Raw genomic sequence first — 23702 nt, forward strand, 5'->3', positions numbered from 1 at the left:
AACCTACCCTTCTTGCGCGGCCTCCTTTCCAAAAAGGGACGAGTCACGCAAGGCTATTGCGGCATTGTAGCACGATGGGGCCTATTATGCTGGCGAAGCGGCTCTGCCCTTGCGGGTTAGCGACCAGGTCCTGCCGCATCTCGATCCCCAAATAGGGAATGCCGTTTGCCTCGGCATGTCGGTTCATCGTCGCGTTGAGCAGCTTACCCGAATAAGGGAGTTGATCCCCGACCTGCAGGCCAGCCTCCTCCAGCAGCGGAATGGCAATCCGCGCCGCGCGATCATCCTCATTATAGAGAACGCCGATGTCCCAAGGCCGTTCGGCATGAGGATCACTCGCCAGATTGGGCGTGAAGCTGTGGACCGACAGGATGAAAGGTGACGTCATGCCGTCCAGCAACCGCCCTATCTGATGGTGATAAGGATGGTGAAAGCGGATCATCCGCTCGGCCAGGTCGACCTGACGATTGCCCGGAATGACATGACCGTCGCTCATCACCGGCAGCAATCCGGGCGCATCGTCTTCGCGATTGAGATCAATCACCAGACGCGACACGCCGCCCAATATGGCCGTGCAGCCCAGTTGCTCCGCCAGCAGGCGACTGACCTCCGCCACGCCGATATCGATCGCGATGTGGTTGGTCAGCAGGGCCGCATCGATGCCAAGGTCGATGTCGGCAGGCACATGAGCCGAGGCATGATCCGCGATAATCAGCAGGTCGAGCGCCCCGCCGTCGATCTGTGTGAAAGCCTCTCTCACGCTCCCCCTATCTCCGTTTCCATGATCCACCAGCCAGGCCGTCGTGCGGCGAGCGCCTTGGCTGCTGCGCTCCTGCTTTCGGCTTGGTCAAATAGTGCGAAGCAGGTCGCCCCCGATCCCGACATGCGGGCGAGCTCGACGCCTGCCTGCCCGTGCAGCAACGCCAGCACTTCAGCGATAATGGGCGCCGCCTGGATTGCAGGCGGTTCCAGATCGTTGCGCCCCCTGACAACGAGATCTTCCAGCGTGCCGGCGTCGAGCGGCCCACGGTCCTGCTGATCCCAACCCTTGAAGACCTGCGCCGTTGAGAGCCCGACACCGGGATTGACCAGCAGCATCGGCATGCGCGTCAGTCCGTGCACTTGGCGCTGCTCCAGCACCTCACCGCGTCCGCGCACCATCTGCGTGACGCTGCTGATACACGCTGGAACGTCGGAGCCCAGCATCAGGCCGAACCGTTCCAACTCAGCTGTCGGCAACTGCGCTCCCCACAACCGATTGAGAAGCCGCAAAGCCGCGGCCGCATCCGCAGACCCTCCGCCGATGCCGGAGGCCACGGGCAAATTCTTTGTCAATCGGATCGCAGCGCCCCGCTTTCCGTCCAACTGCTCCTGCAACAGGCGCGCGGCCTTCATCACCAGATTGCCTTCGCCTGCCTCAAGCATGTCTGCGAAAGGACCGTCCAGCGTCAGGCTGATGCTTCCGTCCTCCGTGACCTCGGCCGCCAGCAGATCGCCATCACGCGCGAAAGAGAACATGCTTTCCAGTGCATGATAGCCATCAGCCCGCCGCTCCCGGACATGGAGGGCAAGGTTCACCTTCGCATAGGCCGTTTCCACCAGCATATCCGCGTCAAGGAGCGGCATATTCAGCCTTCATCCCTTCTCTCATCTTCGCATTGAGGCGCGTGGCTACATCGCCTTCCGCGAAAACCGCAGCCGCACGCCAGGCATAGCGCGCTTCATAGCGCCGACCGGCCGCCCATAAGGCGTCGCCCAAATGTTCGTTGATCGTGACGTCTGCTGGCGCTCCCTCAGCCGCACGTTGCAGAACTGGCACAGCCGCTTCCACATCGCCTGTCACGAACTGCGCCCATCCGAGCGAATCCGTAATGGAGGCGTCTTCCGGCTTGAGCGCGCTTGCCTTCTTCAACAACTCCAGCGCCGCCGGGACATTTTGACGCCGCTCGACCTGAGCGTAACCGAGATAGTTGAGGACCGCAGGCTCCTCCGGCGCCATTTTCGCGGCGCGTTCCAGCACCGCTCGGGCCTCATCCCACCGCCCGGCCTGCTCCAGTGCGCTTCCCTGGAACAGCAGCAACGCCCAGGGCGTCGCACCCGCTGGATATCGTGCCTCCGCCTTCCGGAAAGCATCTGCAGCGCCGCCAAAATCCCTCGCCTGGGCCAGCAATTGCCCAAGCCGTACTAACCTTTCCGGGTCCGCTCCGGGCGTCTCCGCCAACGGGCGGGCAAGCGCAATGGCAGCAGCGCTGTCTCCCGAGACCGCCAACGCATCGACCAGCGCGCCCTGCCCAAGCGAGCCGAACCAACCATCCGCCGCCACTTTGCGCGCCTGGAGCGCGCCCTCGTCGGCATAGCCTGCCTCGGTCAGCAACTGCGCCAGCGCGAGCGCCCCGTCTACCCCTTCCGGATTGGCGAAACTGGCGATCCTGGCCAGCCTGATCCCGAGCAGCCGCGTGCTGTCGTCCGACGAAATGTCCACCGCCAACCGCACCAGCAGCCGCGCAAAGCCCTGCCTAGGCGTCAGCGCGGCGCTTGCTTTCCCTGCACCGCGGCCACGCGCAACATCGGCCCGCGCGCGCGCATAAACGGCCTGAGTGTCGGGCAACAACGCCATGGCCTGCGCCTTCGCCCCCCGGCCGACCAACTGCGCAGCGAAAGTGAGTCTGAGTTCCGGCAAGTCCACGGTTCGCAACGCCAGCGCGCGATTGATTGCTGGCCCCGCTTCGACCAGATCGCCACGGGCCAGCGCCTGAAGCGCCACATGTTCATCAATATAGCGTCGTGCCAAAGACGCATAGCGATCCGCCGGGTCGATGCTGGGTGGCGCGCCCTTTCCTTCGCCCACGGCAATCCAGCTACGGACGATAGGCGCAAGAAAACCGAAATTGCCCTCACCGGCCATTCGGTCCGCCGCCTGTCGCGCACCGTTCCAATCCCTGCGCACCAGCGCATCGCACAGGAACAACAGCGTCCCGTCGCGGGGCAGCACGCCATTGCTGTCGAGAAGCCTGGCCGACCGCATAGCCAGCGCCATGTCCCCGCTGATCAAGCCGTGCAGGTAAGAGCGCCTGGCAACCTCAAGACTGGCCGGAGCCCCGGCCAGCGCATCACGATAGCTGCGCAGAGCTATCGCCGACGCGCCGTCGCTGTCTGCCAACCTGCCCCGTGCATAGGCATGCAGCGCGCTCGTTCGGTCCACCGACGCGCCAGCCGGAAAGACCGGCAGCATCGGCAACAGGATCGAAAAGAGCAGACGCCTACATGTTTGGATAGTTCGGCCCTCCACCGCCCTCGGGCACGACCCAGTTGATATTCTGCGTCGGGTCCTTGATGTCGCACGTCTTGCAGTGGACGCAATTCTGCGCGTTGATCTGGAAGCGCGGATTGCCCTCTTCCTGACCGACCACTTCATAGACGCCCGCAGGACAATAGCGCTGCGCCGGTTCGTCATAAAGGGGCAGGTTGTAGCTGATCGGGATAGACGGATCCTTCAGCTGCAGGTGAACCGGTTGATCCTCCTCATGATTGGTGTTCGACAGGAACACCGACGACAAGCGGTCAAAGCTGATGACGCCGTCAGCCTTGGGATAGTCGATCTTGTGACCGATTTCCTTCGGCCAGATCTTCTCGCAATCGGGCTTGTGCTTCATCGTGAAGGGCAAGCCGATCTTCAGCGTGCGCATCCACATATCGACGCCAGCCAGCAGCGTGCCGATCGTGTTACCGAACTTGGCGAGCAGCGGCTCGGCATTCTTCACCAGCTTCAGTTCGTCAGCGACCCAGCTGGAACGCAGGCGTGCTTCATAATCGTCCAGCACATCGCGCGCCCGCTCGTTCAGAATGGCCTCGAACGCTGCTTCGGCGGCCAGCATGCCCGACTTCATGGCGGTATGCGTGCCCTTGATGCGCGGCACGTTGACGAAGCCCGCAGAGCAGCCGATCAGCGCGCCCCCAGGGAAAACCAACTTAGGCACGGACTGCCAGCCACCCTCATTAATCGCGCGCGCACCGTAGGAGACGCGGCGACCGCCCTCAAGATATTCGCGGATGGCCGGATGCTGCTTCCACCGCTGAAATTCTTCGAACGGATAGAGATAGGGATTCCGGTAGCCAAGACCGACCACAAAGCCCAAAGCCACCTGGCCATTGGCCTGATGATAAAGGAAACCACCGCCATAGGCGTCCGTCAGCGGCCAGCCCTGAGTATGGATGACAAGACCCGGCTTGTGCTTCGCAGGATCGATGTCCCACAGTTCCTTCATGCCCAGGCCGTAAACCTGCGGCTCGCAATCCTTTTCCAGATCGAACTGCCGTTTCAGGATCTTGGTAAGGTGCCCGCGCGCGCCTTCAGCGAAGAAGGTGTATTTGGCATGCAATTCCAGGCCGGGCTGATAGTCGGCCTTCCGATTGCCTTCGCGGTCGATGCCCATGTCCCCGGTCGCGACGCCTTTTACCGATCCATCCTCATTGTAAAGGATTTCGGCCGCGGCGAAGCCAGGGAAAATCTCGACGCCCAGCCCCTCGGCCTGCTCAGCCAGCCAGCGGCAGAGATTGCCGAGCGAGCCGGTATAGGTGCCCTTGTTATGCATCCAGCGTGGCGTCGAAATATGGGGTACGGGCAGCTTGCCACGTTTTGTGAGGAACCAATGCTGATTGTCGCGAACCGGCACCTCCGCCAGCGAACAGCCCATGTCGCGCCAGTCTGGCAGCAGTTCGTCCAGCGCCTTGGGATCGATGACTGCGCCAGACAGGATATGGGCGCCGATTTCCGAGCCCTTTTCCAGCACGCACACGGCCAATTCCTGCCCGGCATCATCGGCCAGTTGCTTCAGCCTGATCGCCGCGGACAGCCCCGCCGGTCCCCCACCGACGATGACGATGTCATAGGGCATCGATTCCCGTTCGCTCATAGTCCCTCCATCGCGACGAGCCGGCTGGTTTCCCTCTCCTGTCCGGCTGCCGCATTACTCAAACGATTTACCACTCGCTGCCGATGAAGATTCTTGACCTCGGCGTCAACCTCTGGCCCTAGAAGATCGATGCGGGGAATAATGCAGGAAGACATGGCGGCCGCCGCCGGCGCCTATCTGGCGTGGTGGGATATGGCAGGCGTCGATTGCGCCACCGATGAGGCGCCCGTGAACTGGCTGCGTCCGGTGACCGCCAGCCCCTCGCCTTCGCCGTTCCCGGCCACTGCGCCCTCGGCAAAGCCCGCTACGCTCGAAGAATTCAGGACATGGCTTACCCAATCCCCCGATCAGCCTGAACGCCGCTGGCCCGGCACGCTGATCCTGCCCCAAGGGCAAGCGAAATCGCCGGTCATGGTGATAACGGACATGCCGGACCCGGTGGATATGGAGGCAGGATCATTGCTGGCCGACCGTGCGGGACGTCTATTCGACGCCATGCTCGCCTCCATCGGCCTTTCGCGCGACAACATTTATCTTGCGTCGCTCTTCTCCTCTCGGCCGCCGGGCGGCATGGTAGAGGCAGCAGACCTCAGCGTCGCGGCTGACCGCATGCGCAGCCATGTTTCGCTCGCAGCGCCCGACCGGCTGTTGATTATGGGCGACCGGACGATCCGCACCTTCCTTCCTGTCCAAGACAAGGCAGGAATGGATGATTTACACTTTTTTAACCATGATGGCGGCATTGTGCCTGCCCTTGCCACTTTCCATCCGCGGTTGTTGTTGGGACAACCGGCGGCGAAGGCGGAAAGTTGGCGGGCTTTGCAACGCCTGGCCGAGGAAATGCATTAGTGATTCGCGCCCTGACCCGATCGTCGTTCCTCGCCCTGGCCGCCATGGGAGCAGCAGCGGCCCTTCCCGCGCAGGCGGATACGAGCAGCTTCCCCACCGCCTTGAGCTCCAACGCACGATCCCCGCTGCAGGTCGATGACGCGGACAAAGCGCGCTACAACGCGATCTTCGCTGCTCTGGCAGGTCAGCAATGGGTCGAAGCCAAGGCGATGATACTGGCGCTCGATCCACAGGACCCGGTCCGGTCCGTCGCCCTCTCCGACCTTTACGTCGCGAAGGATTCCCCGCGCGTAGAGCTGTTCGACCTTCTTGAACTCATCAACAAATCTTCCTGGCTCCCGAACGCGGATCAGCTGTCGCGCCTGGCGCAAAAGCGCGGCGCGACCATTCTGCCCACCTTGCCTCAGGTGCAGAAGATGGTCTGGCTCGGCTCGGCTCCCCGCCGCGAATATGTTTCCGCGACGAAGACGGACATGGCTGCGCAAGCGCTCGTCGGGCAAATGACCACCTTCATAAAAAATGATGATCCCGCCGGCGCCGAAGCACTCCTCGCAGCTGGTGAAATGGGTCTCACACCTGAAGGGCTGACCGAAGTTCGCCAGCGCGTCGCTTGGTCCTATTATATCGAAAATGACGATGCGAATGCCCGCCGCATGGCAATCAAGGCGCTTGAAGCGCGCGCGGGCGGCGATTGGGCGGTACAGGCGCATTGGACCACTGGCCTTGCCTCATGGCGGCAGAATGATTGCACCGCCGCTGCGCCTGCCTTCGCCAATGTCGCCGCTATGGCCGGTAATGCCGACATGCGCGCTGCAGGCGCCTATTGGGCCGCCCGCGCCTATATGGTCTGCGGACAGGCCGAGAAAGTCGAAGCTCTGCTGAAGAGCGCCGCCCGTTCGGATGAGACTTTCTACGGCCTGCTCGCCCGCGAAACGCTGGGAATGCCGGTCGGTGGCGCGAAAGTTGCGCCGCGTTTCAGCATGGCTGATTGGCAGCAGTTGAAGGACAGCCCCAATGTGCGCGCCGCCATTGCCTTGGCGGCGATAGGACAGACGGCCAAGGCCGACCAGTTCGTGCGCCATCAGGCGCGTATTGGCGGCGCAGGCCAATATGATGCGCTGCTCCGCCTGGCTAGCGCGCTGAACATGCCCGCGACGCAACTCTGGCTCGCTCATAACGGCCCGGCGGGGAAGCAGCCCGACAGCTTCGCACGCTTCCCCGCGCCTGATTGGCGTCCAGACGGCGGCTGGCGCGTCGATCCCGCGCTTATCTATGCTCACACTCTTCAGGAGTCGGGCTTCCGCAGCGATGTCGTCAGCAGCGCGGGCGCGCGCGGGCTGATGCAGGTCCTGCCCGGCACTGGCAGCGACATGGGGCTGGCGTCCCCCGCACAACTCTTCGTGCCCTCCACCAACATGGAATATGGCCAGCGCTACCTGGAAAATCTTCGCAATATGAGCGCGACCGGCGGGCTGCTTCCCAAAGTGATGGCCGCCTATAATGCTGGTCCGCTTCCGGTTGAACGGTGGAACAGCGAAGTGAAGGACAATGGCGATCCGCTGCTCTTCATCGAATCGCTGCCCTATTATGAAACCCGCGCCTATGTGAACATCGTCATGCGTAATTACTGGATGTATCAGATCCAGGCCAAGGGCAGCGCCGAATGCTTGACAGGCATGGCGCAAGGCATGTGGCCGACCTTCCCCACCGCCAAAGGTGTGCGCATGGTCCGCCTGTCTCACAAGGGCAATTTGGCCGCGCCGAGCATTGCTGGCGGCTCCGACTGATGCCGATTGATGAAGACCGGATCTTTTTGCCGGTCCGCATCGCGCTTCTTACCGTGTCCGACACGCGCGGGCTGGCGGAGGATCGGTCCGGCGACATATTGGCAGAGCGGATAAAGAGCGCGGGCCACATATTGGCTGCGCGGCACATCGAAAAGGATGATCGCGCGGCGATTGTGGCGCGTCTGCATGCCTGGATCGACGATCCTCAAATTGACTGCATCATCACCACGGGCGGCACTGGCGTCACCGGCCGCGACGTAACACCGGAAGCTCTGGCGCAGGTGCAGGACAAAGAAATTCCGGGTTTTGGTGAGCTGTTCCGCTGGCTCAGTTATCAGACGATCGGCACCTCCACCATCCAGTCCCGCGCCACCGCCTGCGTAGCGCGCGGCACCTATATATTCGCGCTCCCTGGATCGACCGGCGCGGTGAAGGATGCTTGGGACGGCATACTCTCGAGCCAGCTCGACAGCCGTTTTCGTCCCTGCAACTTCGTCGAACTCATGCCGCGGCTCATGGAGCGCTAACCTAGCTCTCTTGCACTTATGTTCTCTTTATGTTCTAATTTCCTATGGCTGCGGAAAAAGGACGAGGTGCAACGCTGAACGGCGAAAGCCGCCGGTTCAATCTTGCCGAACATATCGCCGATGGCGATTGGCTCGACGCGCTGGAACTTATCGACGGGGCAAAGCCCCGCCGCCGGACTAAAGTGACGATCGAGCATCCCCGCACCATCATCAGCCGGAACAAGTCGCCCGACCTCTCCTTCGCACAATCGATCAACGCCTATCGGGGTTGTGAGCATGGCTGCATCTATTGCTTCGCACGGCCCACCCACGCCTATCATGACCTATCGCCCGGTCTGGATTTCGAAACCCGATTATTCGCAAAGCCCGACGCTCCAGCTCTGCTCAGGGCGGAGCTGTCAAAGCCGTCCTACTCTGTCTCACCAATTGCCATGGGGACCAACACCGATCCCTATCAGCCGATAGAAAAAGATTGGAAGATCACGCGGCAGTGCATTGAATTACTTGCGGAATGCCGTCATCCACTTTTCATCACGACCAAGTCGGACCGCGTGTTGCGCGACCTCGACCTCCTTACCCAACTAGCCAGCGATTGCCTCGTTGCGGTCATGGTCTCCGTCACGACATTGGACCCGAAAGTTGCTCGCACCCTCGAACCCCGTGCAGCCCACCCCCTCCGCCGCGTCGAAGCGATCCGTCAGTTAGCCGCTGCAGGTGTCCCCGTCGTCGCCAGTGTGTCGCCCATCATCCCGGCCATCACTGATCACGAAATCGAATCCATAATCGAAACCGTCGCCTCAGCAGGCGCCCGCGACGCCACCTTCATCCCCATCCGCCTGCCTCACGAAGTCGCCCCCCTCTTCCGCGCTTGGCTGCAGGAACATTATCCCGACAGATCCGCGCGTATTATGCACATCATTCATGAAATCAGGGGCGGACGCGATAATGATCCGAATTTTGGTACCCGAATGCGCGGTCAGGGAGTCTGGGCCGACCTCATCAGGACCCGCTTCATCAAAGCGCGAAAGCGGGCTGGCTTCTCCGGCGAGCGGCTAACCCTCCGAACCGATCTGTTCCGCCCTCCGCAGGGGCCACAACTTCAACTCTTATGATCAGGCGGTGGCCGCGATCAGCCTAAACCCCGACCGGCGGGTCCGCGCGCGATAGCCGTCCGCTTTCGGCTCCATCCGTTCAAAGCTATGAATGACCATCCCGGGGATCAGCGCGATAGCGTCCACCTGATCAGCGCCGATGAGATAATCGTCTCCCAGGAACAGCCGCGCCGCCTTCTCTCCAGCAATCGGCGCACGCAAAAACACCTCGCTCCGTCCCCCTTTGGCACTCGATAGTAGTTGCGCCAAAGCCTCGACCGCAGCCGGGTCTTGAGCGTCCACGACCAGTTCCATGCGCGACGCGCTGGCGAGTTGATGGAACTGCTCCACGCCGCGGATGGTAACCCGAGGCGTTTCCTCGCCCGGCATGCGATCCAGTTCCACCATCAACAACGCGCAATCACCTTCGCGCGCCATCTCCTCGATGGCCCTACAGGCGTCTTCCTCAAAGCAGCTAGCCTGAAACTGACCGCTGCTGTCAGAGAAGGTCGCCGCAGCATAGCGGGCCCCGCGCCGGGTTTCTCGCCAGCGGACGTCCTCCACCATCGCCGCCATGACCGCATTGGCACGCCCGCCCTCTGCCACTGGCTCCGCGCAGATCGCGCCATAGCTTTTCGCACCCCGCGCTTCTGCCAGATGCCGGTAGCGGTCAACCGGGTGGGCGGAGAAATAGAAGCCGAAGGCGTCCTTCTCTTGCGCCATGCGATCGGCCGTTGACCAAGTCTGATGCGGTGGGATGCGCACGTCGGCATGAGGTGTTTCCACATCGCCGAATAAACCACCCTGCCCGCTCTCCCGCGCTTCTGCTGCGCTCGCCGCAACGCTCAGGATGGTATCCGCCGCAGCATGGACGCCTGCACGGTCGGCGTGAATGCCGTCAAATGCTCCCGCCGCAGCTAGGCTCTCAAGCTGCCGGCGGTTGAGCAGGCGCGGCTCGATACGATCGGCGAAATCGTCAAGCGACTTGAACGGCCCGCCCGCATCCCGCTCTGCGACGAGTTGCTCCATCGCCTTTTCACCCACGCCCTTGAGCCCACCCAAGGCATAGCGCACGGCAAAGCCCAAGCGAGTATCTTCTCCGTCATACTCGACGGGCTCGACAGAAAAATCGGCAAGGCTGCGGTTGATGTCCGGCGCTAGGCAGTTGAGCCCCATGCGCCGCATATCATCGACGAAGACCGTCAGCTTATCCGTCAAGTGGATGTCGAAGGCCATCGAGGCGGCATAAAACTCGGCCGGATAATGCGCCTTCAGCCACGCAGTCTGATAGGCGAGCAGCGCATAGGCGGCCGCGTGAGATTTGTTGAAACCATATCCCGCGAACTTGTCGATCAAATCGAACAGTTCGTTCGCTTTGGCAGCTGGAATATCGCTCTTCGCACAGCCATCGACGAAGCGCGCCCTTTGCGCATCCATCTCCGCCTTGATCTTTTTGCCCATGGCACGACGAAGAAGGTCGGCGTCGCCCAGCGAATAGCCGGCCAGGATCTGCGCGGCCTGCATAACCTGTTCCTGATAGACGAAGATGCCGTAGGTCTCTTCGAGGATCGGCTTCAGCAGAATATGGGGATATTCGATGACTTCCTGGCCGTTCTTGCGGCGGCCGAACATCGGAATATTGTCCATCGGCCCGGGGCGGTACAACGACACAAGCGCGATGATGTCGCCGAAATTCGTCGGTCGAACGGCGGCAAGTGTCTTGCGCATACCTTCCGATTCCAACTGGAAGACGCCGACCGTGTCGCCACGCTGCAATAGTTCATAGACCGCCGGATCGTCCCAGCTCAGGCTGCTGAGATCGACCTCCACCCCGCGTCCCGCGAGCAGTTGCACCGCCTTTTGCAAGACGGACAGCGTTTTCAGGCCCAGAAAGTCGAACTTCACGAGACCGGCCCCTTCGACATATTTCATGTCGAACTGCGTCACGGGCATGTCGGAGCGCGGATCGCGATAGAGCGGTACAAGCTGGGAAAGCGGCCGGTCTCCAATCACGACGCCTGCGGCATGGGTCGAGCTATGGCGGGGGAATCCTTCCAGCTTCATCGCATAGTCGATCAGCCGCTTAACCTGACTATCATTGTCATATTCCGCCTTGAACTCGGCGACGCCGTTGAGCGTTCGTTCCAGCGTCCAGGGATCGGTGGGATGGTTCGGGACCAGCTTGGCGAGACGATCGACTTGGCCATAACTCATCTGCAGGACGCGGCCGGTATCCTTCAGCACGGCGCGGGCCTTCAGCTTACCGAAGGTGATGATCTGTGCGACGTGATCGACGCCGTATTTTTGTTGAACATAGCGGATCACCTCACCGCGCCGCGTTTCACAAAAATCGATGTCGAAGTCGGGCATCGATACGCGTTCGGGATTGAGGAAGCGCTCGAACAGGAGCCCCAGTTGCAGCGGATCGAGATCGGTGATGGTCAACGCCCAGGCGACGACAGAGCCTGCGCCGGAACCACGACCGGGTCCCACAGGAATGTCCTGCTCCTTGGCCCATTTGATGAAGTCGGCAACGATCAGGAAGTAGCCAGGGAACCCCATTTGGATGATGATATCGGTTTCGAATTTAAGCCGATCAAAATAGGGCGTTCGGGCTTCGTCATCGACGATACCGGCCTTCGCTAGGCGCGCTTCAAGCCCTTCCCTCGCCTGCTCGCGCAACATCTTAGCTTCGCCTTCAATATCGCCGGCGAGGCTTGGCAGAATTGGCTTGCGCTTCGGCGCGGCGACGGCGCACCGTTGCGCGACCAAAAGCGTGTTCGCCAGCGCTTCGGGGAGATCCTCGAACAGGCGCTTCATCTCGGCCGCCGGCTTCATCCAGGCATCGGGCGAGCTGGTCCGGCGATCAGGTGTTTCGACATAGGCGCCGTCCGCGATGCAGAGCATGACGTCATGCGCCTCGTGGAAGTGAGGCTCGGCAAAGCAGGTCGGATTGGTAGCAACCAAGGGCAGGTCACGGCTGTAGGCGAGGTCGAGCAGCGCGGCCTCCGCTTTCCCTTCAATGGGGTCGAGCCTACGGCAAATCTCAATGTAAAGTCGGTCGGGAAATAGCGCCTCAAGCCTGCTGGCATAATCCAGCGCCGCATCGGGCTGGTCTTCGGCGAACAAGCGGGCGAGCGCCCCTTCAGCACCCCCGCTGAGCGCGATCAGCCCGTCCGTTCGGCCTTCGAGCGCATCAAAGGTGATGTGGGGCACTTCTTCAACGGGCCGGTCGAGGTGAGCGAGTGACACCAGCGCGCAGAGATTGTCATATCCGGTCTCATCCTGAGCGTAGAGAGCGATCCAATCATGCACGGGAGCAGCATTGGAGGGCCTTCCGGGCCGCAAAATGCCCACCATCGCGCCGATGATTGGCTGAACCCCTTCACCCTTGCAGGCGTCGGAAAAAGCCATCGAGCCATAAAGCCCATTGCGATCCGTTATAGCCGCGGCAGGAAAGCCCAGCGCTCGCGCCTGCTTGGCGATCTTCTTGGGCTCAATCGCACCTTCCAACATGGTGAAAGAGGAAAAAATGCGAAGGGGGACGAAACCGGCATGAGGCATGGTGCAGTGATAGGCTGCACAGCCGATTCGATGCTAGCCCTTCATATGGAATGCTGTGGATAAGCGTTTCTGCCGCCAACTTTCGATCGCTGCTGTTCAATCACGCTTTTGAACCAGCTTTTCAGCGCATTAAGCAATCTCCAACTTCTCACCACTAGTTGGCGGCGCATGCGTTTGTCGACGATCACCAATTGGGCTTATGGCGCAACCGTTTTGCTGACCCTTGCGTCCGGCACGACCATGTTGATGGCGTCTGGTGCCGAAAAGGTGGAACGCGCAGCCGTCGAACGACGGGCGGTTTTCGATCAGCTTACCTCAACGCTCCTCGGAGATAGTTACCGGCAGACCGAACAGGCGCGAGCCTTTTCCATAACCGCCGATCCGACTCATATAATCGCGTATCGCCGGGAGAAGGCTGCACTCCGCTCCGTAGAGCACCGCATCAGCCAGTTGAAGGACGCAGGCGCGACAGAAACTGAACTCGCCGCCCTTCGTGATGCATTGCATTGGGCCAACGCACTCACGGACGAACAGGAAGCGGCGATCCATGCTGCAGAAGCGGGAAATAGGGATACTGCCCTTACCATCCTGTTCGGTGACGAATATGGGCGGGAATTGGACCGGATCGCCGCCCAGATCGGCAAATTCCAGTACATGCTCGATCAACGCACTGAAACGGCGATAGCGCGCGCCACCGCCACTGCCCGTCAGTGGCGTACCATGTCTGAGATCATGCTCGGCGCCACCGCACTGCTCTTCCTCTGCGTTCTCTATTTCATTCTCAAGCAGCGCATTTTGCACCCGGTCGTTCGCCTCAGCGATGTGGTGACACGCCTCGCCGCGCAAGACTTTGCCGCCACCCCACCCGAATTTTCCCATGTCGACGAGATCGGCGACATGGCTCAGGCGATCCGAATCTTCCGTGAGAATGGATTGGAGCGGCAGAGGCTGGAGAAGGAACGCGACGCCGATCGTATCATGCGCGACCTTCTCTCACGAATGACACAGCGCCTGCAGGGCTGTGACAGCAGTTCCGATCTCGTCGATGTGGTCCGACGGTTCGCTCCTGAGATCGCGCCCGGCTTCTCTGGACGGCTCTATATCCATGATGCTCGCCGTAATGCCGTGCGCCAGGCATGTGATTGGCTATCCCCCCTTCGGTCGGGAGAAGAATTTCCACCCTCTGCCTGCTGGGCATTACGCCGTGGCCAGATCCACCGCCCTGCAGGAAACATGATCGACATTGCCTGCGATCATTTGGGAGAACTATCCAGCGCTAGAAGCATTTGCATTCCCTTGTCGGCGCAGGGCGAAACCATCGGGCTGCTCTATTTTGAAGAACCGGAAAACATCGCCAACGATCAGATCGAGAGAACGGAAAAATATCTGGAAATGCTGGCCGAGAATATTGGTCTGGCCCTCGCCAACCTTCGGCTTCGCGATGCACTGCGCGAGATGGCTATGGTGGACGCTCTCACGGGACTGGCCAACCGGCGGCGTTTCGACATGGCGATTGAGGAGGAGGTGGCGCTCAGCAGCCGTAACCAGTCACCCCTCGCCTGCCTCATGGTCGATATCGATCTTTTCAAACGCTTCAACGACGCATATGGGCATGATGCGGGAGATGCGGTGCTCAAGGCTGTCGGCGGCGTGCTGGCAGACTCGCTGCGCGAGGACGGCTATGCCTTCCGCCTGGGAGGTGAAGAGTTCGTACTGCTGATGCCAGGCTTCTCCCTGGATCAGGCTTTTGCCCGCGCGCAGCAGGTTCAAGACCGCCTTCAGAGGCTCCAGGTGGAGCATGGCCGTCAGGAGCTTGGCCCAATAACCGCATCGTTCGGGCTGGCCGTTTATCCCGATCATGGCAAGCCTGGAGCATTAGTTCAGACTGCCGACGCGGCCCTCCTCCGTGCGAAGGCACAAGGCCGCAATCAGATCGTAGTCGCTACAGTCCGGGACGATATGTCAGCCCAAGCCTGACGCCTCTTCCAGCAAGCCTTCATGCAACCGCACCACGCGGTCCATTTTCTCCGCAAGCCGTTCATTATGCGTGGCGACCAGGGCTGCTGACCCTTCCTCCCGCACAAGCCGCAGGAACTCTGCCAAGACTACGTCGGCGGTCCGCTCGTCGAGATTACCTGTAGGCTCATCGGCTAGAATTAGGGCCGGCCGGTTGGCCAGGGCTCTGGCAACCGCGACGCGCTGCTGCTCGCCGCCGGAAAGCTGGCTTGGGCGATGGTCAAGCCTATGGCCAAGCCCCAATGACGTAAGGAGAGATTCCGCGCGAAGACTTGCCGCATCCATGTCGGTGTCGCGGATGACTTGCGGCAAAATGACGTTCTCCGCAGCGTTGAAGTCCGGCAGCAGATGGTGGAACTGATAGACAAACCCTAGGGCGTCCCTGCGCAATCGGGTTCGTCCGTCATTGTCGAGCCGCGCGGCCTCCTGACCATCGATCCGGATCGATCCGTCGAACCCCCCTTCGAGCAACCCAACAGCTTGAAGGAGTGTCGATTTCCCGGAACCCGAGGGGCCTAGTAGCGCAACGATTTCGCCCTGCCCCACGGTCAGATCAACTCCGCGCAAAACCTCGATCGTCACGCCACCCTGAGTAAAGCTGCGTTTGAGGCCGGTGACCTTCAGAATGTCATTCATAGCGGAGGACCTGCACAGGATCAGTATTGGCGGCCTTGAACGCGGGGTAGAGCGTCGCGAGGAAGCTGAAAATCAAGGCCATCAAACATATTATGGTGATTTCAATCGGATCCGGTTTGGCAGGCAATTCGGTTAAGAAACGAATGGAGGGATCCCATAGATTCTGCCCGGTGAGAAACTGGATCGCGTTCACCACGCTCTGGCGGAAGAATAGGAACGTGAACCCCAGTACCATGCCCGCAGCCATGCCTAGCGAACCGATGGTCACCCCGACGGTCATGAAGATTTTGACGAGGCCGGCTCGGCTCGCGCCCATTGTCCGCAGGATCGCGATATCCCGCGTTTTCGCTCGCACCAGCATGATCAGAGAAGAGAGGATGTTAAACACCGCGACGAGGACGATGATGGAGAGCACCACGAACATTGCTACGCGTTCGACCGCCAGCGCTTCGAACAGGGAGGCATTCATCTGCCGCCAGTCTGTAACCACCGCGCGCCCAGCCACCTTGCCCGCCAAAGGCTGCAATATCGCGCCCACCTGATCGGCATCAACGGTTTCAACCTCAATCATGCCGACCACATCACCCAGCAGCAACAACGTCTGTGCATCCTCCATCGGCATGACGACGAAGGCCTTGTCATAATCATAAACGCCAACTTCGAAGATCGCGGCCACTTGATAGGCAACCTGCCGGGGAACCGTGCCGAACGGCGTCGATCTGCCCGCTGGATTTATGATGGTTATGCTGTCGCCAAGCTGTAGGCCGAGATTTTCGGCCAGTCGGGACCCGATACCCACCTTGCCACCATTGGCCGTCAAGTTATCCAGGCTTCCGGCAAGTACCTTTGCTTTCAGTGTCGAGTTGTTGCGGATATCGCGCACAGTCATACCGCGGACTAGCACGGCTTCTACCCGCCCTTGGAAACTGCCAAGAAGCGGCTGCTCGATCAGCGGTGTGGCGCTAGTGACACCAGGCGTCGCCTGCGCCTCCTTCAGGATGGACCGCCAGTCTGGCAGACGTCCGCCATAGCCCTGAACCACGGCATGCCCATTCAATCCCACGATCTTGTCGAACAACTCTGCCCGAAATCCGTTCATGACGCTCATCACAATGATGAGAGCGGCAACGCCCAGCATCACGGCAGCCAGGCTGATGCCCGCAACCAGGAAGATGAACCCTTCCCCTTTGCCCGGCAGCAGATAGCGCTTGGCGATCATGCGTTCGTATCGAGATAAGATCATGATGGCGCGGACGGCCTTTTACGTGAGACGAGATCCTGCCCGTCTAGCAGGGTCTCATCTAACGGCAAGTATTGCGGATTGTTGCACCTCAGCCACAGGGGCGGAGGGAAAATTTTCCGCCGCGGAAATAGGCCGTGACAGCAGCCTGTCGGAGCCATAGCAAAGTCAGCGAAGCACAGGTTAATGGCCGTGGTTCAGGGATACTGCATCCCACTTCGAGCTTAGGGGGCTAAGAAGTGGTCGAGGCAGGCCAAGGGGGAGACGAGCAATCGTCCATTAGTGCCCGGATCGTGGAAACGCGGTCCGGGCACTTTTGATTCACCCCGCATCAGTCCCCTTGAATCCGCCCGCATTCCAACCATATCACTGACGCACGGCCGCCTTAAGGGGCCGGGCACCGTATCGCCGGATGCCTTTTCGGGTCCGGCATGTTCATTTTGCTCTGATGGAGATTATGACATGCGTGGTTTTGATCTTACCCCCTATCGTCGCTCAACCGTCGGCTTCGACCGTCTTTTCGACCTGATCGAAAATAACGCTCGGCTGCAGCAGGGCGACAATTATCCTCCTTTCAATATCGAGCGGCTTTCGGAGGATCGCTATCGGGTGACGCTGGCAGTGGCTGGCTTCCGCGCCGACGAAATCGACATCACCGCTCAGCAGAACCTGCTCCAGGTTGTTGGCCGCAAGGACGACAATGCTGGCTCGGATCGTTCCAAATTCCTGCATGTTGGCATTGCCAATCGCAGCTTTGAACGGCGCTTTGAGCTGGCTGATTTCGTGCGGGTGGAAAAGGCCGATCTTGCGGACGGCCTGCTGACCGTCGATTTGGTCCGCGAAATCCCGGAAGCGATGAAGCCCAAGAAGATCGCTATCAATGGTGGTCATCTTGTTGAGATCGGCAGCGATCGCGACGCCGCCTGATCAGCCATATTGAAAGATGAGATTTGGGCGTGGCCATCTAGCCACGCCCTTTTTTAGATCAGATTTCCACCTGACTGCCGAGTTCCACCACGCGATTCGTCGGCAGGCGGAAAAACTCCATCGCGCTTTCCGCGTTACGCAGCATCCAGGCGAAGATCTTTTCCCGCCAGAGGGGCATGCCCGGCTTGGCCGAAGGCAACAAAGTCTGGCGCGCCAGGAAGAAGCTGGTTTCCATCATCCTGAATGCCTGGCCGCAGCCAGTAACATTCTTAAGGGCGGCGGGCACATCAGGCTCCTGCATGAAGCCATATTGCAGGACCAGACGAAAGAAGCCCCTGCCCAAATCCTCCAGCTTGCAGCGCCCATCTTCCTCAACGACGGGCACGTCCCGGATTTTCACAGTCAACAGGATCACGCGCTCATGCAGCACCTTGTTGTGCTTGAGGTTGTGAAGAAGGGCATGAGGTACACCGTTGGAGGTTGAGGTCATGAACACTGCCGTACCAGGAACGCGCACCGCGCTGTTAGCAGCGGAAGCGACGAACACTGGGATCGGCATGGCGGCCTCCCGCAGCCGATCCTGAACCAACCGGCGTCCGCGCGACCAGGTCGTAAGCAGGGTGAAGACCACAAAGCCAATCAGCAGAGGGAACCAGCCCCCGTCCGGGACCTTCGTGAAATTGGCGGCGAGGTAAGCTCCATCGACAAGGAAGAAAACGGCCAGCAGCGGCGCTGAATAATACCAGCGCCATTGCCATAGGCGGTAGAGCAGCACCGTCAGGAGCAGATTGTCGATGAACATCGCGCCGGTAACGGCAATCCCATAGGCGGCGGTCAGGTTTGAAGAGGTCTGGAATACAAGCACCAGCAAGATCACCATGACCATCAAACCCCAGTTTATCAGGGGAATGTAGATCTGGCCCGCAGTCGATGCGCTCGTATGGGCAATGCGCAAACGGGGCATGAAGCCTAACTGGATGGCTTGCTGAGTGACTGAAAAGGCGCCCGAGATTACGGCTTGGCTGGCGATGATCGCAGCCATGGTCGCGAGGGCGATCAGCGGCAGTTGGGCCCATTGCGGAGCCAGATGATAGAAGGGGCTGTGGAGCGCTGCCGCGCCCTCGCGGAAGAGAAGAGCCCCCTGCCCCATATAGTTCATCATCAGCGCGGGCAGAACGAAGCAGAGCCAGGACACGCGTATCGGGTTCCGCCCAAAATGCCCCATATCCGCATAAAGCGCTTCGGCCCCGGTCACCGCCAGCACAACGGCTCCCAGCGCCAGGAAAGCGGGCAACGGGTCGGTCAAGAAAAACATGACGGCCCAGTAAGGATTTAGGGCATAGAGAATGCCGGGCGTCTTGACGATACTGATGACGCCGAGCGCCGCGATCGTGATGAAATAGATCAGCATGATCGGACCGAAGAGCGTCGCCACCCGGGTGGTCCCCAAGCCCTGTATCCAGAAGAGACCGACCAGAATTATGACTGCTGCAGGCAGGATCGCCGGAGCGAGCGCCGAATTATAGACGGCGAGACCCTCGACGGCGGACAGGACCGACACCGCCGGCGTGATCATGGAATCGCCATAGAAGAGCGATGTCGCAAAAACGCCCAGCAGCACAATACCGCGAGACCATCGTTGCGTCTTGGTCTGGCCGTTGATCAACGCGAGCAGTGCAAGGCTGCCGCCTTCCCCCTTATTGTCCGCGCGCATGATGATCGTGACGTATTTAAGCGTCACCACCAGCATCATGGACCAGAACATCAGGCTGATCACGCCCAGAATATGGTCCGGGTCCAGCGCGAGGTGATGATGTCCAGCGAAAGTTTCGCGGAAAGCGTAGAGCGGGCTGGTCCCGATGTCGCCGAACACGATGCCGATCGCGCCGACGACCAGCTTTAGCGTCGCCTTCTGACCCGCGTGGCTATGTCCTTGGCCCTCATCTTCATCGGCATGCGCAACGCCGCTCGCCAATTGGTCAGCCATGGAACAAACGCCGAATTGTCATGATCGTCAGACACCCGAGCCAAGGTAGCCTGCGGGACAGTCCCGCTCGCCCCTGAAAAACGCCGCGCCCTATCACGCTTGATTGGGCAGCGCAAATGATGGAGCGATGCCTCAAGGAGCCGACTGCGGACCCGCAGTTAGCATGGCGTCGATACGCGCGATATTGAGGTCCAGTTCCGCTTTGATCTTCGAACCCTCTGGCGCGCTCGCAGCCAATGGCGCCCAAAGCTCTCTTGCGGCTTGCAGCTGACCTGCCCTAGCCAAGGCGAGGCCGTAGAAGTAGCGGGGCGCGGGTCCCGATGGATCGAGAGCCATAGCGCGACGATAGGCAAAGTCCGCGCCGGGCGACACGACGCCGTCAGCATGGGCGACGAGCGCGTTTCCTAGGCCGAGCCACAGATTAGAATCATCAGGCGACTGCTTCAATCCGGCGAGCAGGACGTTTGCCGCCTCTTTGGTTTTGCCTTGTCTCCCGAGCCCATCCGAAAGCATCAGCCACTGCCCCGCCGGCCCATAGCGTTCAGCCATGCCGCGGCGTTGCTCAGCGAGTTGCTCATCAAACTGCCCCTCCCTGCTGAGGCCGGCCATTTTTGGCGCACCGGCCAGTCCAGGATGGCCTTGCCAGGCATAGCCGGCCAAGCCCAACAACAGCGCCGCCGCCGTGATTTCCCAGGCTGTGCGAGGAATCCGCCCGAGCGCTACCAAGGCCGCCATCAGAACAATCGCCAGCCCTGCTGCGATAATCCATCCTGTCACGACCGCCTTCCTTTCTTGATGCGGCCGCGCAACAGCAGCAGGCCGAGGCCGATCAGGAGTAAAGGCGCACCCCACAGAGGCCAAAGGACCGGATCGGCCGTGGGCTCATAGCTCACCCAATCGCCATAGCGCTCGATCAGCCATGCACGGATATGTTCTGGCTCTTCGCCAGCCATGATCCGCTCCCTGATCTGGGATCGCATATCCCCGGCAAGGCTCGCATTGCTGTCCGCAATCGACTGGCTCTGACAAGTCAAGCAGCGGATGGTTTCCATCAACGCCTTCGCTTTCCGCTCAAGCGCCGGGTCGCTGATCTGCCGATCCGCGTAAGGGGCTGGCGGAAGGGCCGACTGGGCCAGTAGCGGCGTGCTCAACAGTAGCGTGATCAGTGAGAGCAGCGTCTTCATCGTGCGTCCTTCAGCCGCTGCAAGATCATCGGAAGGTCGTCGGCGCGTATGTCGCCCACATGCTGATAGGTAATCCGGCCCTTCCCATCGATGACGAAACTTTCCGGCACTCCAGACGAGCCGATTGCAATCTGGACATTGCTACGCGCATCCAGACCGATGCGCGAATAGGGATTTCCGTACCGACGCAGGAACCGATCGACATCCGGCCGGGCGTCGCGGATCGCGATGGCATCAATTTCCACACCGGCGTCTTTCAGCGCCATGAGCTGCGGCGCTTCGGCGGCACAAGGCACGCACCAACTGGCAAAAATGTTAAGGAGGCGCGGCTGTCCCGTCGCCAATTCGGCGCTTGTCAACGGCGGTCGATCGCTTGCCGCCGCCGGAAGAGTGAACTCCGGAAGCGTCTTGCCGACTAGTTTCGATGTGATCACCCTGTCATCAGGCTTCAGGAGCCCACTGGCGAACAAGATGAAAAAGCCCGCAAACAGGACAAGGGGCAGCCAGATCAGCAGCTTCCTCATGCCGCTGCCGCCCTTGCCCGCCACTTGAGCAGCCAGCCCCTCCGCTCACGCCCGAGCAACGCCAGCGTCCCGCCGAGCGCGATCAATGCACCGCCCAGCCAAATGAGGGTGACAAAGGGCTTCCACCAAACGCGAAGCTGCCACCGGCCCTGATCTGCTTCCTGACCCAAGACAACGTAAAGTTGACCATTCCAGCGGGTCAGCAGGGCAGCCTCTGTCGTCGTGGTCGGCGGCGACGCGAAGAAGCGCGACTGCGGATGCAACATCACGGGCGATCCACCATTGCGGCTGACTTCCATGTCTGCCTGCAAAGCTGTCCAATTGTCGCCAGCTACCGGCGAAATCTGAAGCAGCCGCAGCTTCCAATCAGCGGCTTCTACAACATCGCCGGGTCTTACGGCCGCAAGCTTTTCTACCGTGAAGGCAGAATCGCTCGCCATGCCGGCCAGACTGACCGCGCATCCCAAATGAGCGATGACCATGCCCCAGGTAAAAAGGGGCGTGCGGCGCAGATTTCGCTTCCACAAGGGAGCGACACTCGCCGCACCAACTGCCAGTGCTATGACAAGGCCAAGGAAGGGCAAAACCCCTATCCTTCCCCATGCCAACGTTGCGAGACCGGCGACGACGAGCAGGGCGACAATGGCTGGCACGATCATGCGGCGCGACACCTCACTCAACCGGTCCCGGCGCCAGCGCGTAAGAGGTCCCGCGGCCATGACAATCATCAGGATGAGTGCGATCGGTCCGGCGATCCGGTCGAAATAGGGGGCGCCTACCGACACCTTGTGGCCGAAGGCTTCGGTCAGCAAGGGATAAAGGGTGCCGATGAGGACAAGGCCCAGTATGACCGAGAGCAACAGATTATTGACGACGAGCATCGTCTCGCGGCTGACAAGTTCGAACGGCGCACCTTCTCGAACAGCGCCCACGCGCCATCCGAACAGAGCGAGCGCTCCGCCAATATAAAGGCCGAGCAGCACAAGGATGAAGGTGCCGCGCTCCGGATCGACGGCAAACGCATGAACACTGGTCAATATGCCCGATCTGACGAGGAAGGTGCCGACCATCGACATGGAAAAGGCAATCACCGCCAGCATCACCGTCCAGGCCCTGAGCGCGTCACGCGTGGCGAGGACCGTCACACTGTGCAACAGCGCCGTGGCAGCAAGCCAAGGCATCAGAGAGGCGTTTTCAACGGGGTCCCAGAACCACCAGCCACCCCAACCCAACTCGTAATAGGCCCAATAGCTGCCCGCGGTGATCCCCAACGTCAGGAGTATCCAAGCGGCCAGTACCCAAGGCCGCATGGCTCGCGCAAAAGCCGCATCTACTTGGCGCGTGAGCAACGCCCCGACGGCGAAAGAGAAGGCAACGGAGAGGCCGACATAGCCGAGATATAGAGTGGGCGGGTGGAAGGCGAGCCCTGGGTCCTGCAACAAGGGATTAAGGCCTTGCCCGTCAGGCGCCGGCGGATTGATCCTGGCGAAAGGATTGGAGGCAAAAAGCAGGAAAGCGTAGAAGCCAAGGCTGATAGCGGCCTGCCCCCCGAGCGTCGCTATGTGGGTCTCGCGGCGTAATGCTCGTTCGAACAAGGCGACCGCCGCACCTGCCATCCCCATGACGGTGACCCACAGCAGCATGGACCCTTCGTGGTTACCCCAAGTTCCGGCAAATTTATAGAGCCAAGGCTTCATTGAATGGCTGTTGGTGACAACCAGCAGCACCGACATGTCGGACCGCATGAAAAGCGTGATCAGCGATACAAATGCAATCGCGGTCAGCAAACCCTGTGCGACAGCGACTGGCCGGACGGCTCCCAGCAGTTCCGGCTTATTGGCAGCAAGGCCGATACCCGACAACATCAGTTGAAGCAGCGCTAGCGCAGCGGCCAGCCACAGCGCCGCAAGACCGGCTTCAGCGATCATGCGTCATTCCTCAGAATGTCCGAAAAAGCTGCCGAATAGATGATGCTCACTGTTCGGCTTTCATCTCGTGAGTGTTCTCGTCATAACGCATGCCTTCCAGTTCGCGGGGCATGTAGCGCTCATCATGCTTCGCCAGCAGGTTAGTGGCGACGAAAGTACCGGCTCTGTCGAACGAGCCTTCGGCGACCACGCCCGATCCTTCCCGGAACAGGTCGGGCGCTATGCCCTTGAACATCGCTGAAACAGTGGCCTTCCCATCGGTGACGTCGAAATGGATCGTCACGCCGTCGGCCGCACGCTTTAGACTGCCTCTTACGACCATACCTCCCAGGCGAATAGCCTTGCCGGGCTCCACACCTTTCGTTCGAACGTCGGTCGGGGCGTAAAAATAGGCAGCCTCGTCCCGGAGCGCAGACGCCGCAAGCAGGCCCGCACCGATCAGCGCAAGCAAAGCCACCAACGCTAATATCAACCGTTGATGCTTGGCCTTCATGACTTATCCGAGAGTCTTTGCGCAGCGGCTTCGGCG

19 protein-coding genes are annotated in these 23702 nt (G+C 60.6%); 6 read left to right on the forward strand and 13 right to left on the reverse strand.

Translation table 11 applies throughout. From position 1 onward, the window contains the following. Nucleotides 1-43 precede the first annotated feature (43 nt). The 4 genes from ACZ5Y5_RS04710 to ACZ5Y5_RS04725 are packed head-to-tail and all read right to left on the reverse strand — an operon-like array spanning nt 44 to nt 4913. Nucleotides 44-760 carry an N-formylglutamate amidohydrolase gene (locus ACZ5Y5_RS04710; RefSeq protein ID WP_464810029.1) on the reverse strand — a complete coding sequence of 239 codons (717 nt, stop codon included), beginning with the start codon at nt 758-760 and terminating at the stop codon, nt 44-46. Then, nucleotides 757-1626 carry a 4-(cytidine 5'-diphospho)-2-C-methyl-D-erythritol kinase gene (locus tag ACZ5Y5_RS04715; RefSeq protein WP_464810030.1) on the reverse strand — a complete coding sequence of 290 codons (870 nt, stop codon included), beginning with the start codon at nt 1624-1626 and terminating at the stop codon, nt 757-759. Before ACZ5Y5_RS04715 ends, ACZ5Y5_RS04710 begins: the two co-directional genes overlap by 4 nt. Further along, nucleotides 1613-3232 (reverse strand): tetratricopeptide repeat protein, encoded by a 1620-nt coding sequence (locus ACZ5Y5_RS04720; RefSeq protein WP_464810471.1) that lies wholly within the window; start codon nt 3230-3232, stop codon nt 1613-1615. The genes ACZ5Y5_RS04715 and ACZ5Y5_RS04720 overlap by 14 nt, the downstream gene beginning before the upstream one ends. A gap of 28 nt (nt 3233-3260) precedes the next feature. Beyond that, nucleotides 3261-4913, reverse strand: a complete 1653-nt coding sequence (locus ACZ5Y5_RS04725) for an electron transfer flavoprotein-ubiquinone oxidoreductase (protein WP_464810031.1) — start codon at nt 4911-4913, stop codon at nt 3261-3263. Nucleotides 4914-5066: 153 nt separating this feature from the next. On the opposite strand from ACZ5Y5_RS04725, the gene ACZ5Y5_RS04730 reads away from it, so the two are divergent. The 4 genes from ACZ5Y5_RS04730 to ACZ5Y5_RS04745 are packed head-to-tail and all read left to right on the forward strand — an operon-like array spanning nt 5067 to nt 9188. Beyond that, nucleotides 5067-5762, forward strand: coding sequence for a uracil-DNA glycosylase family protein (locus ACZ5Y5_RS04730; protein WP_464810032.1), 696 nt, complete (start codon nt 5067-5069; stop codon nt 5760-5762). After that, nucleotides 5762-7549, forward strand: a complete 1788-nt coding sequence (locus ACZ5Y5_RS04735; protein ID WP_464810033.1) for a lytic transglycosylase domain-containing protein — start codon at nt 5762-5764, stop codon at nt 7547-7549. The genes ACZ5Y5_RS04730 and ACZ5Y5_RS04735 overlap by 1 nt, the downstream gene beginning before the upstream one ends. Further along, nucleotides 7549-8076, forward strand: a complete 528-nt coding sequence (moaB, locus tag ACZ5Y5_RS04740) for a molybdenum cofactor biosynthesis protein B (RefSeq protein WP_464810034.1) — start codon at nt 7549-7551, stop codon at nt 8074-8076. Before ACZ5Y5_RS04735 ends, moaB begins: the two co-directional genes overlap by 1 nt. A gap of 44 nt (nt 8077-8120) precedes the next feature. Next, a complete protein-coding gene (locus ACZ5Y5_RS04745; protein WP_464810035.1) occupies nt 8121-9188 on the forward strand; it encodes a PA0069 family radical SAM protein in 1068 nt (355 codons plus the stop codon). Here the strand turns inward: ACZ5Y5_RS04745 and dnaE are convergent, their stop codons facing one another. Beyond that, nucleotides 9189-12731, reverse strand: a complete 3543-nt coding sequence (gene dnaE, locus ACZ5Y5_RS04750) for a DNA polymerase III subunit alpha (RefSeq protein WP_464810036.1) — start codon at nt 12729-12731, stop codon at nt 9189-9191. It abuts the gene before it with no gap. 168 nt (nt 12732-12899) lie between these two features. Here dnaE and ACZ5Y5_RS04755 point away from each other — a divergent pair, with 168 nt between their 5' ends. Next, nucleotides 12900-14708 carry a sensor domain-containing diguanylate cyclase gene (locus ACZ5Y5_RS04755; RefSeq protein ID WP_464810037.1) on the forward strand — a complete coding sequence of 603 codons (1809 nt, stop codon included), beginning with the start codon at nt 12900-12902 and terminating at the stop codon, nt 14706-14708. On the opposite strand, the gene ACZ5Y5_RS04760 is transcribed toward ACZ5Y5_RS04755, so the two are convergent. Together ACZ5Y5_RS04760 and ACZ5Y5_RS04765 are read right to left on the reverse strand one after the other, a co-directional pair. Further along, the gene (locus ACZ5Y5_RS04760) at nt 14694-15383 is read right to left on the reverse strand and encodes an ABC transporter ATP-binding protein (RefSeq protein WP_464810038.1); all 690 of its coding nucleotides are present in this window, start codon (nt 15381-15383) and stop codon (nt 14694-14696) included. The two genes, ACZ5Y5_RS04755 and ACZ5Y5_RS04760, sit on opposite strands and share 15 nt — an antisense overlap. Then, a complete protein-coding gene (locus ACZ5Y5_RS04765; protein WP_464810039.1) occupies nt 15376-16626 on the reverse strand; it encodes a lipoprotein-releasing ABC transporter permease subunit in 1251 nt (416 codons plus the stop codon). Before ACZ5Y5_RS04765 ends, ACZ5Y5_RS04760 begins: the two co-directional genes overlap by 8 nt. 459 nt (nt 16627-17085) lie before the next feature. On the opposite strand from ACZ5Y5_RS04765, the gene ACZ5Y5_RS04770 reads away from it, so the two are divergent. Beyond that, nucleotides 17086-17550, forward strand: coding sequence for an Hsp20 family protein (locus tag ACZ5Y5_RS04770; protein ID WP_464810040.1), 465 nt, complete (start codon nt 17086-17088; stop codon nt 17548-17550). 58 nt (nt 17551-17608) lie between these two features. Here the strand turns inward: ACZ5Y5_RS04770 and ACZ5Y5_RS04775 are convergent, their stop codons facing one another. The 6 genes from ACZ5Y5_RS04775 to ccmE all read right to left on the reverse strand — a co-directional run bounded on the left by ACZ5Y5_RS04775 (nt 17609) and on the right by ccmE (nt 23666). Then, the gene (locus ACZ5Y5_RS04775; protein WP_464810041.1) at nt 17609-19537 is read right to left on the reverse strand and encodes a potassium transporter Kup; all 1929 of its coding nucleotides are present in this window, start codon (nt 19535-19537) and stop codon (nt 17609-17611) included. Nucleotides 19538-19669: 132 nt separating this feature from the next. Next, entirely contained in the window at nt 19670-20314 is a 645-nt protein-coding gene (locus ACZ5Y5_RS04780; RefSeq protein WP_464810042.1) for a tetratricopeptide repeat protein, read from the reverse strand. Continuing rightward, entirely contained in the window at nt 20311-20721 is a 411-nt protein-coding gene (locus ACZ5Y5_RS04785) for a cytochrome c-type biogenesis protein (protein ID WP_464810043.1), read from the reverse strand. The genes ACZ5Y5_RS04780 and ACZ5Y5_RS04785 overlap by 4 nt, the downstream gene beginning before the upstream one ends. Beyond that, entirely contained in the window at nt 20718-21245 is a 528-nt protein-coding gene (locus tag ACZ5Y5_RS04790; protein WP_464810044.1) for a DsbE family thiol:disulfide interchange protein, read from the reverse strand. The genes ACZ5Y5_RS04785 and ACZ5Y5_RS04790 overlap by 4 nt, the downstream gene beginning before the upstream one ends. Continuing rightward, the gene (locus ACZ5Y5_RS04795) at nt 21242-23173 is read right to left on the reverse strand and encodes a heme lyase CcmF/NrfE family subunit (RefSeq protein ID WP_464810045.1); all 1932 of its coding nucleotides are present in this window, start codon (nt 23171-23173) and stop codon (nt 21242-21244) included. Before ACZ5Y5_RS04795 ends, ACZ5Y5_RS04790 begins: the two co-directional genes overlap by 4 nt. Before the next feature lie 46 nt (nt 23174-23219). Next, nucleotides 23220-23666 (reverse strand): cytochrome c maturation protein CcmE, encoded by a 447-nt coding sequence (gene ccmE / locus ACZ5Y5_RS04800; RefSeq protein ID WP_464810046.1) that lies wholly within the window; start codon nt 23664-23666, stop codon nt 23220-23222. Nucleotides 23667-23702: the final 36 nt, after the last annotated feature.

The sequence above is a fragment of the Sphingobium sp. TomTYG65 genome, from assembly GCF_055395525.1.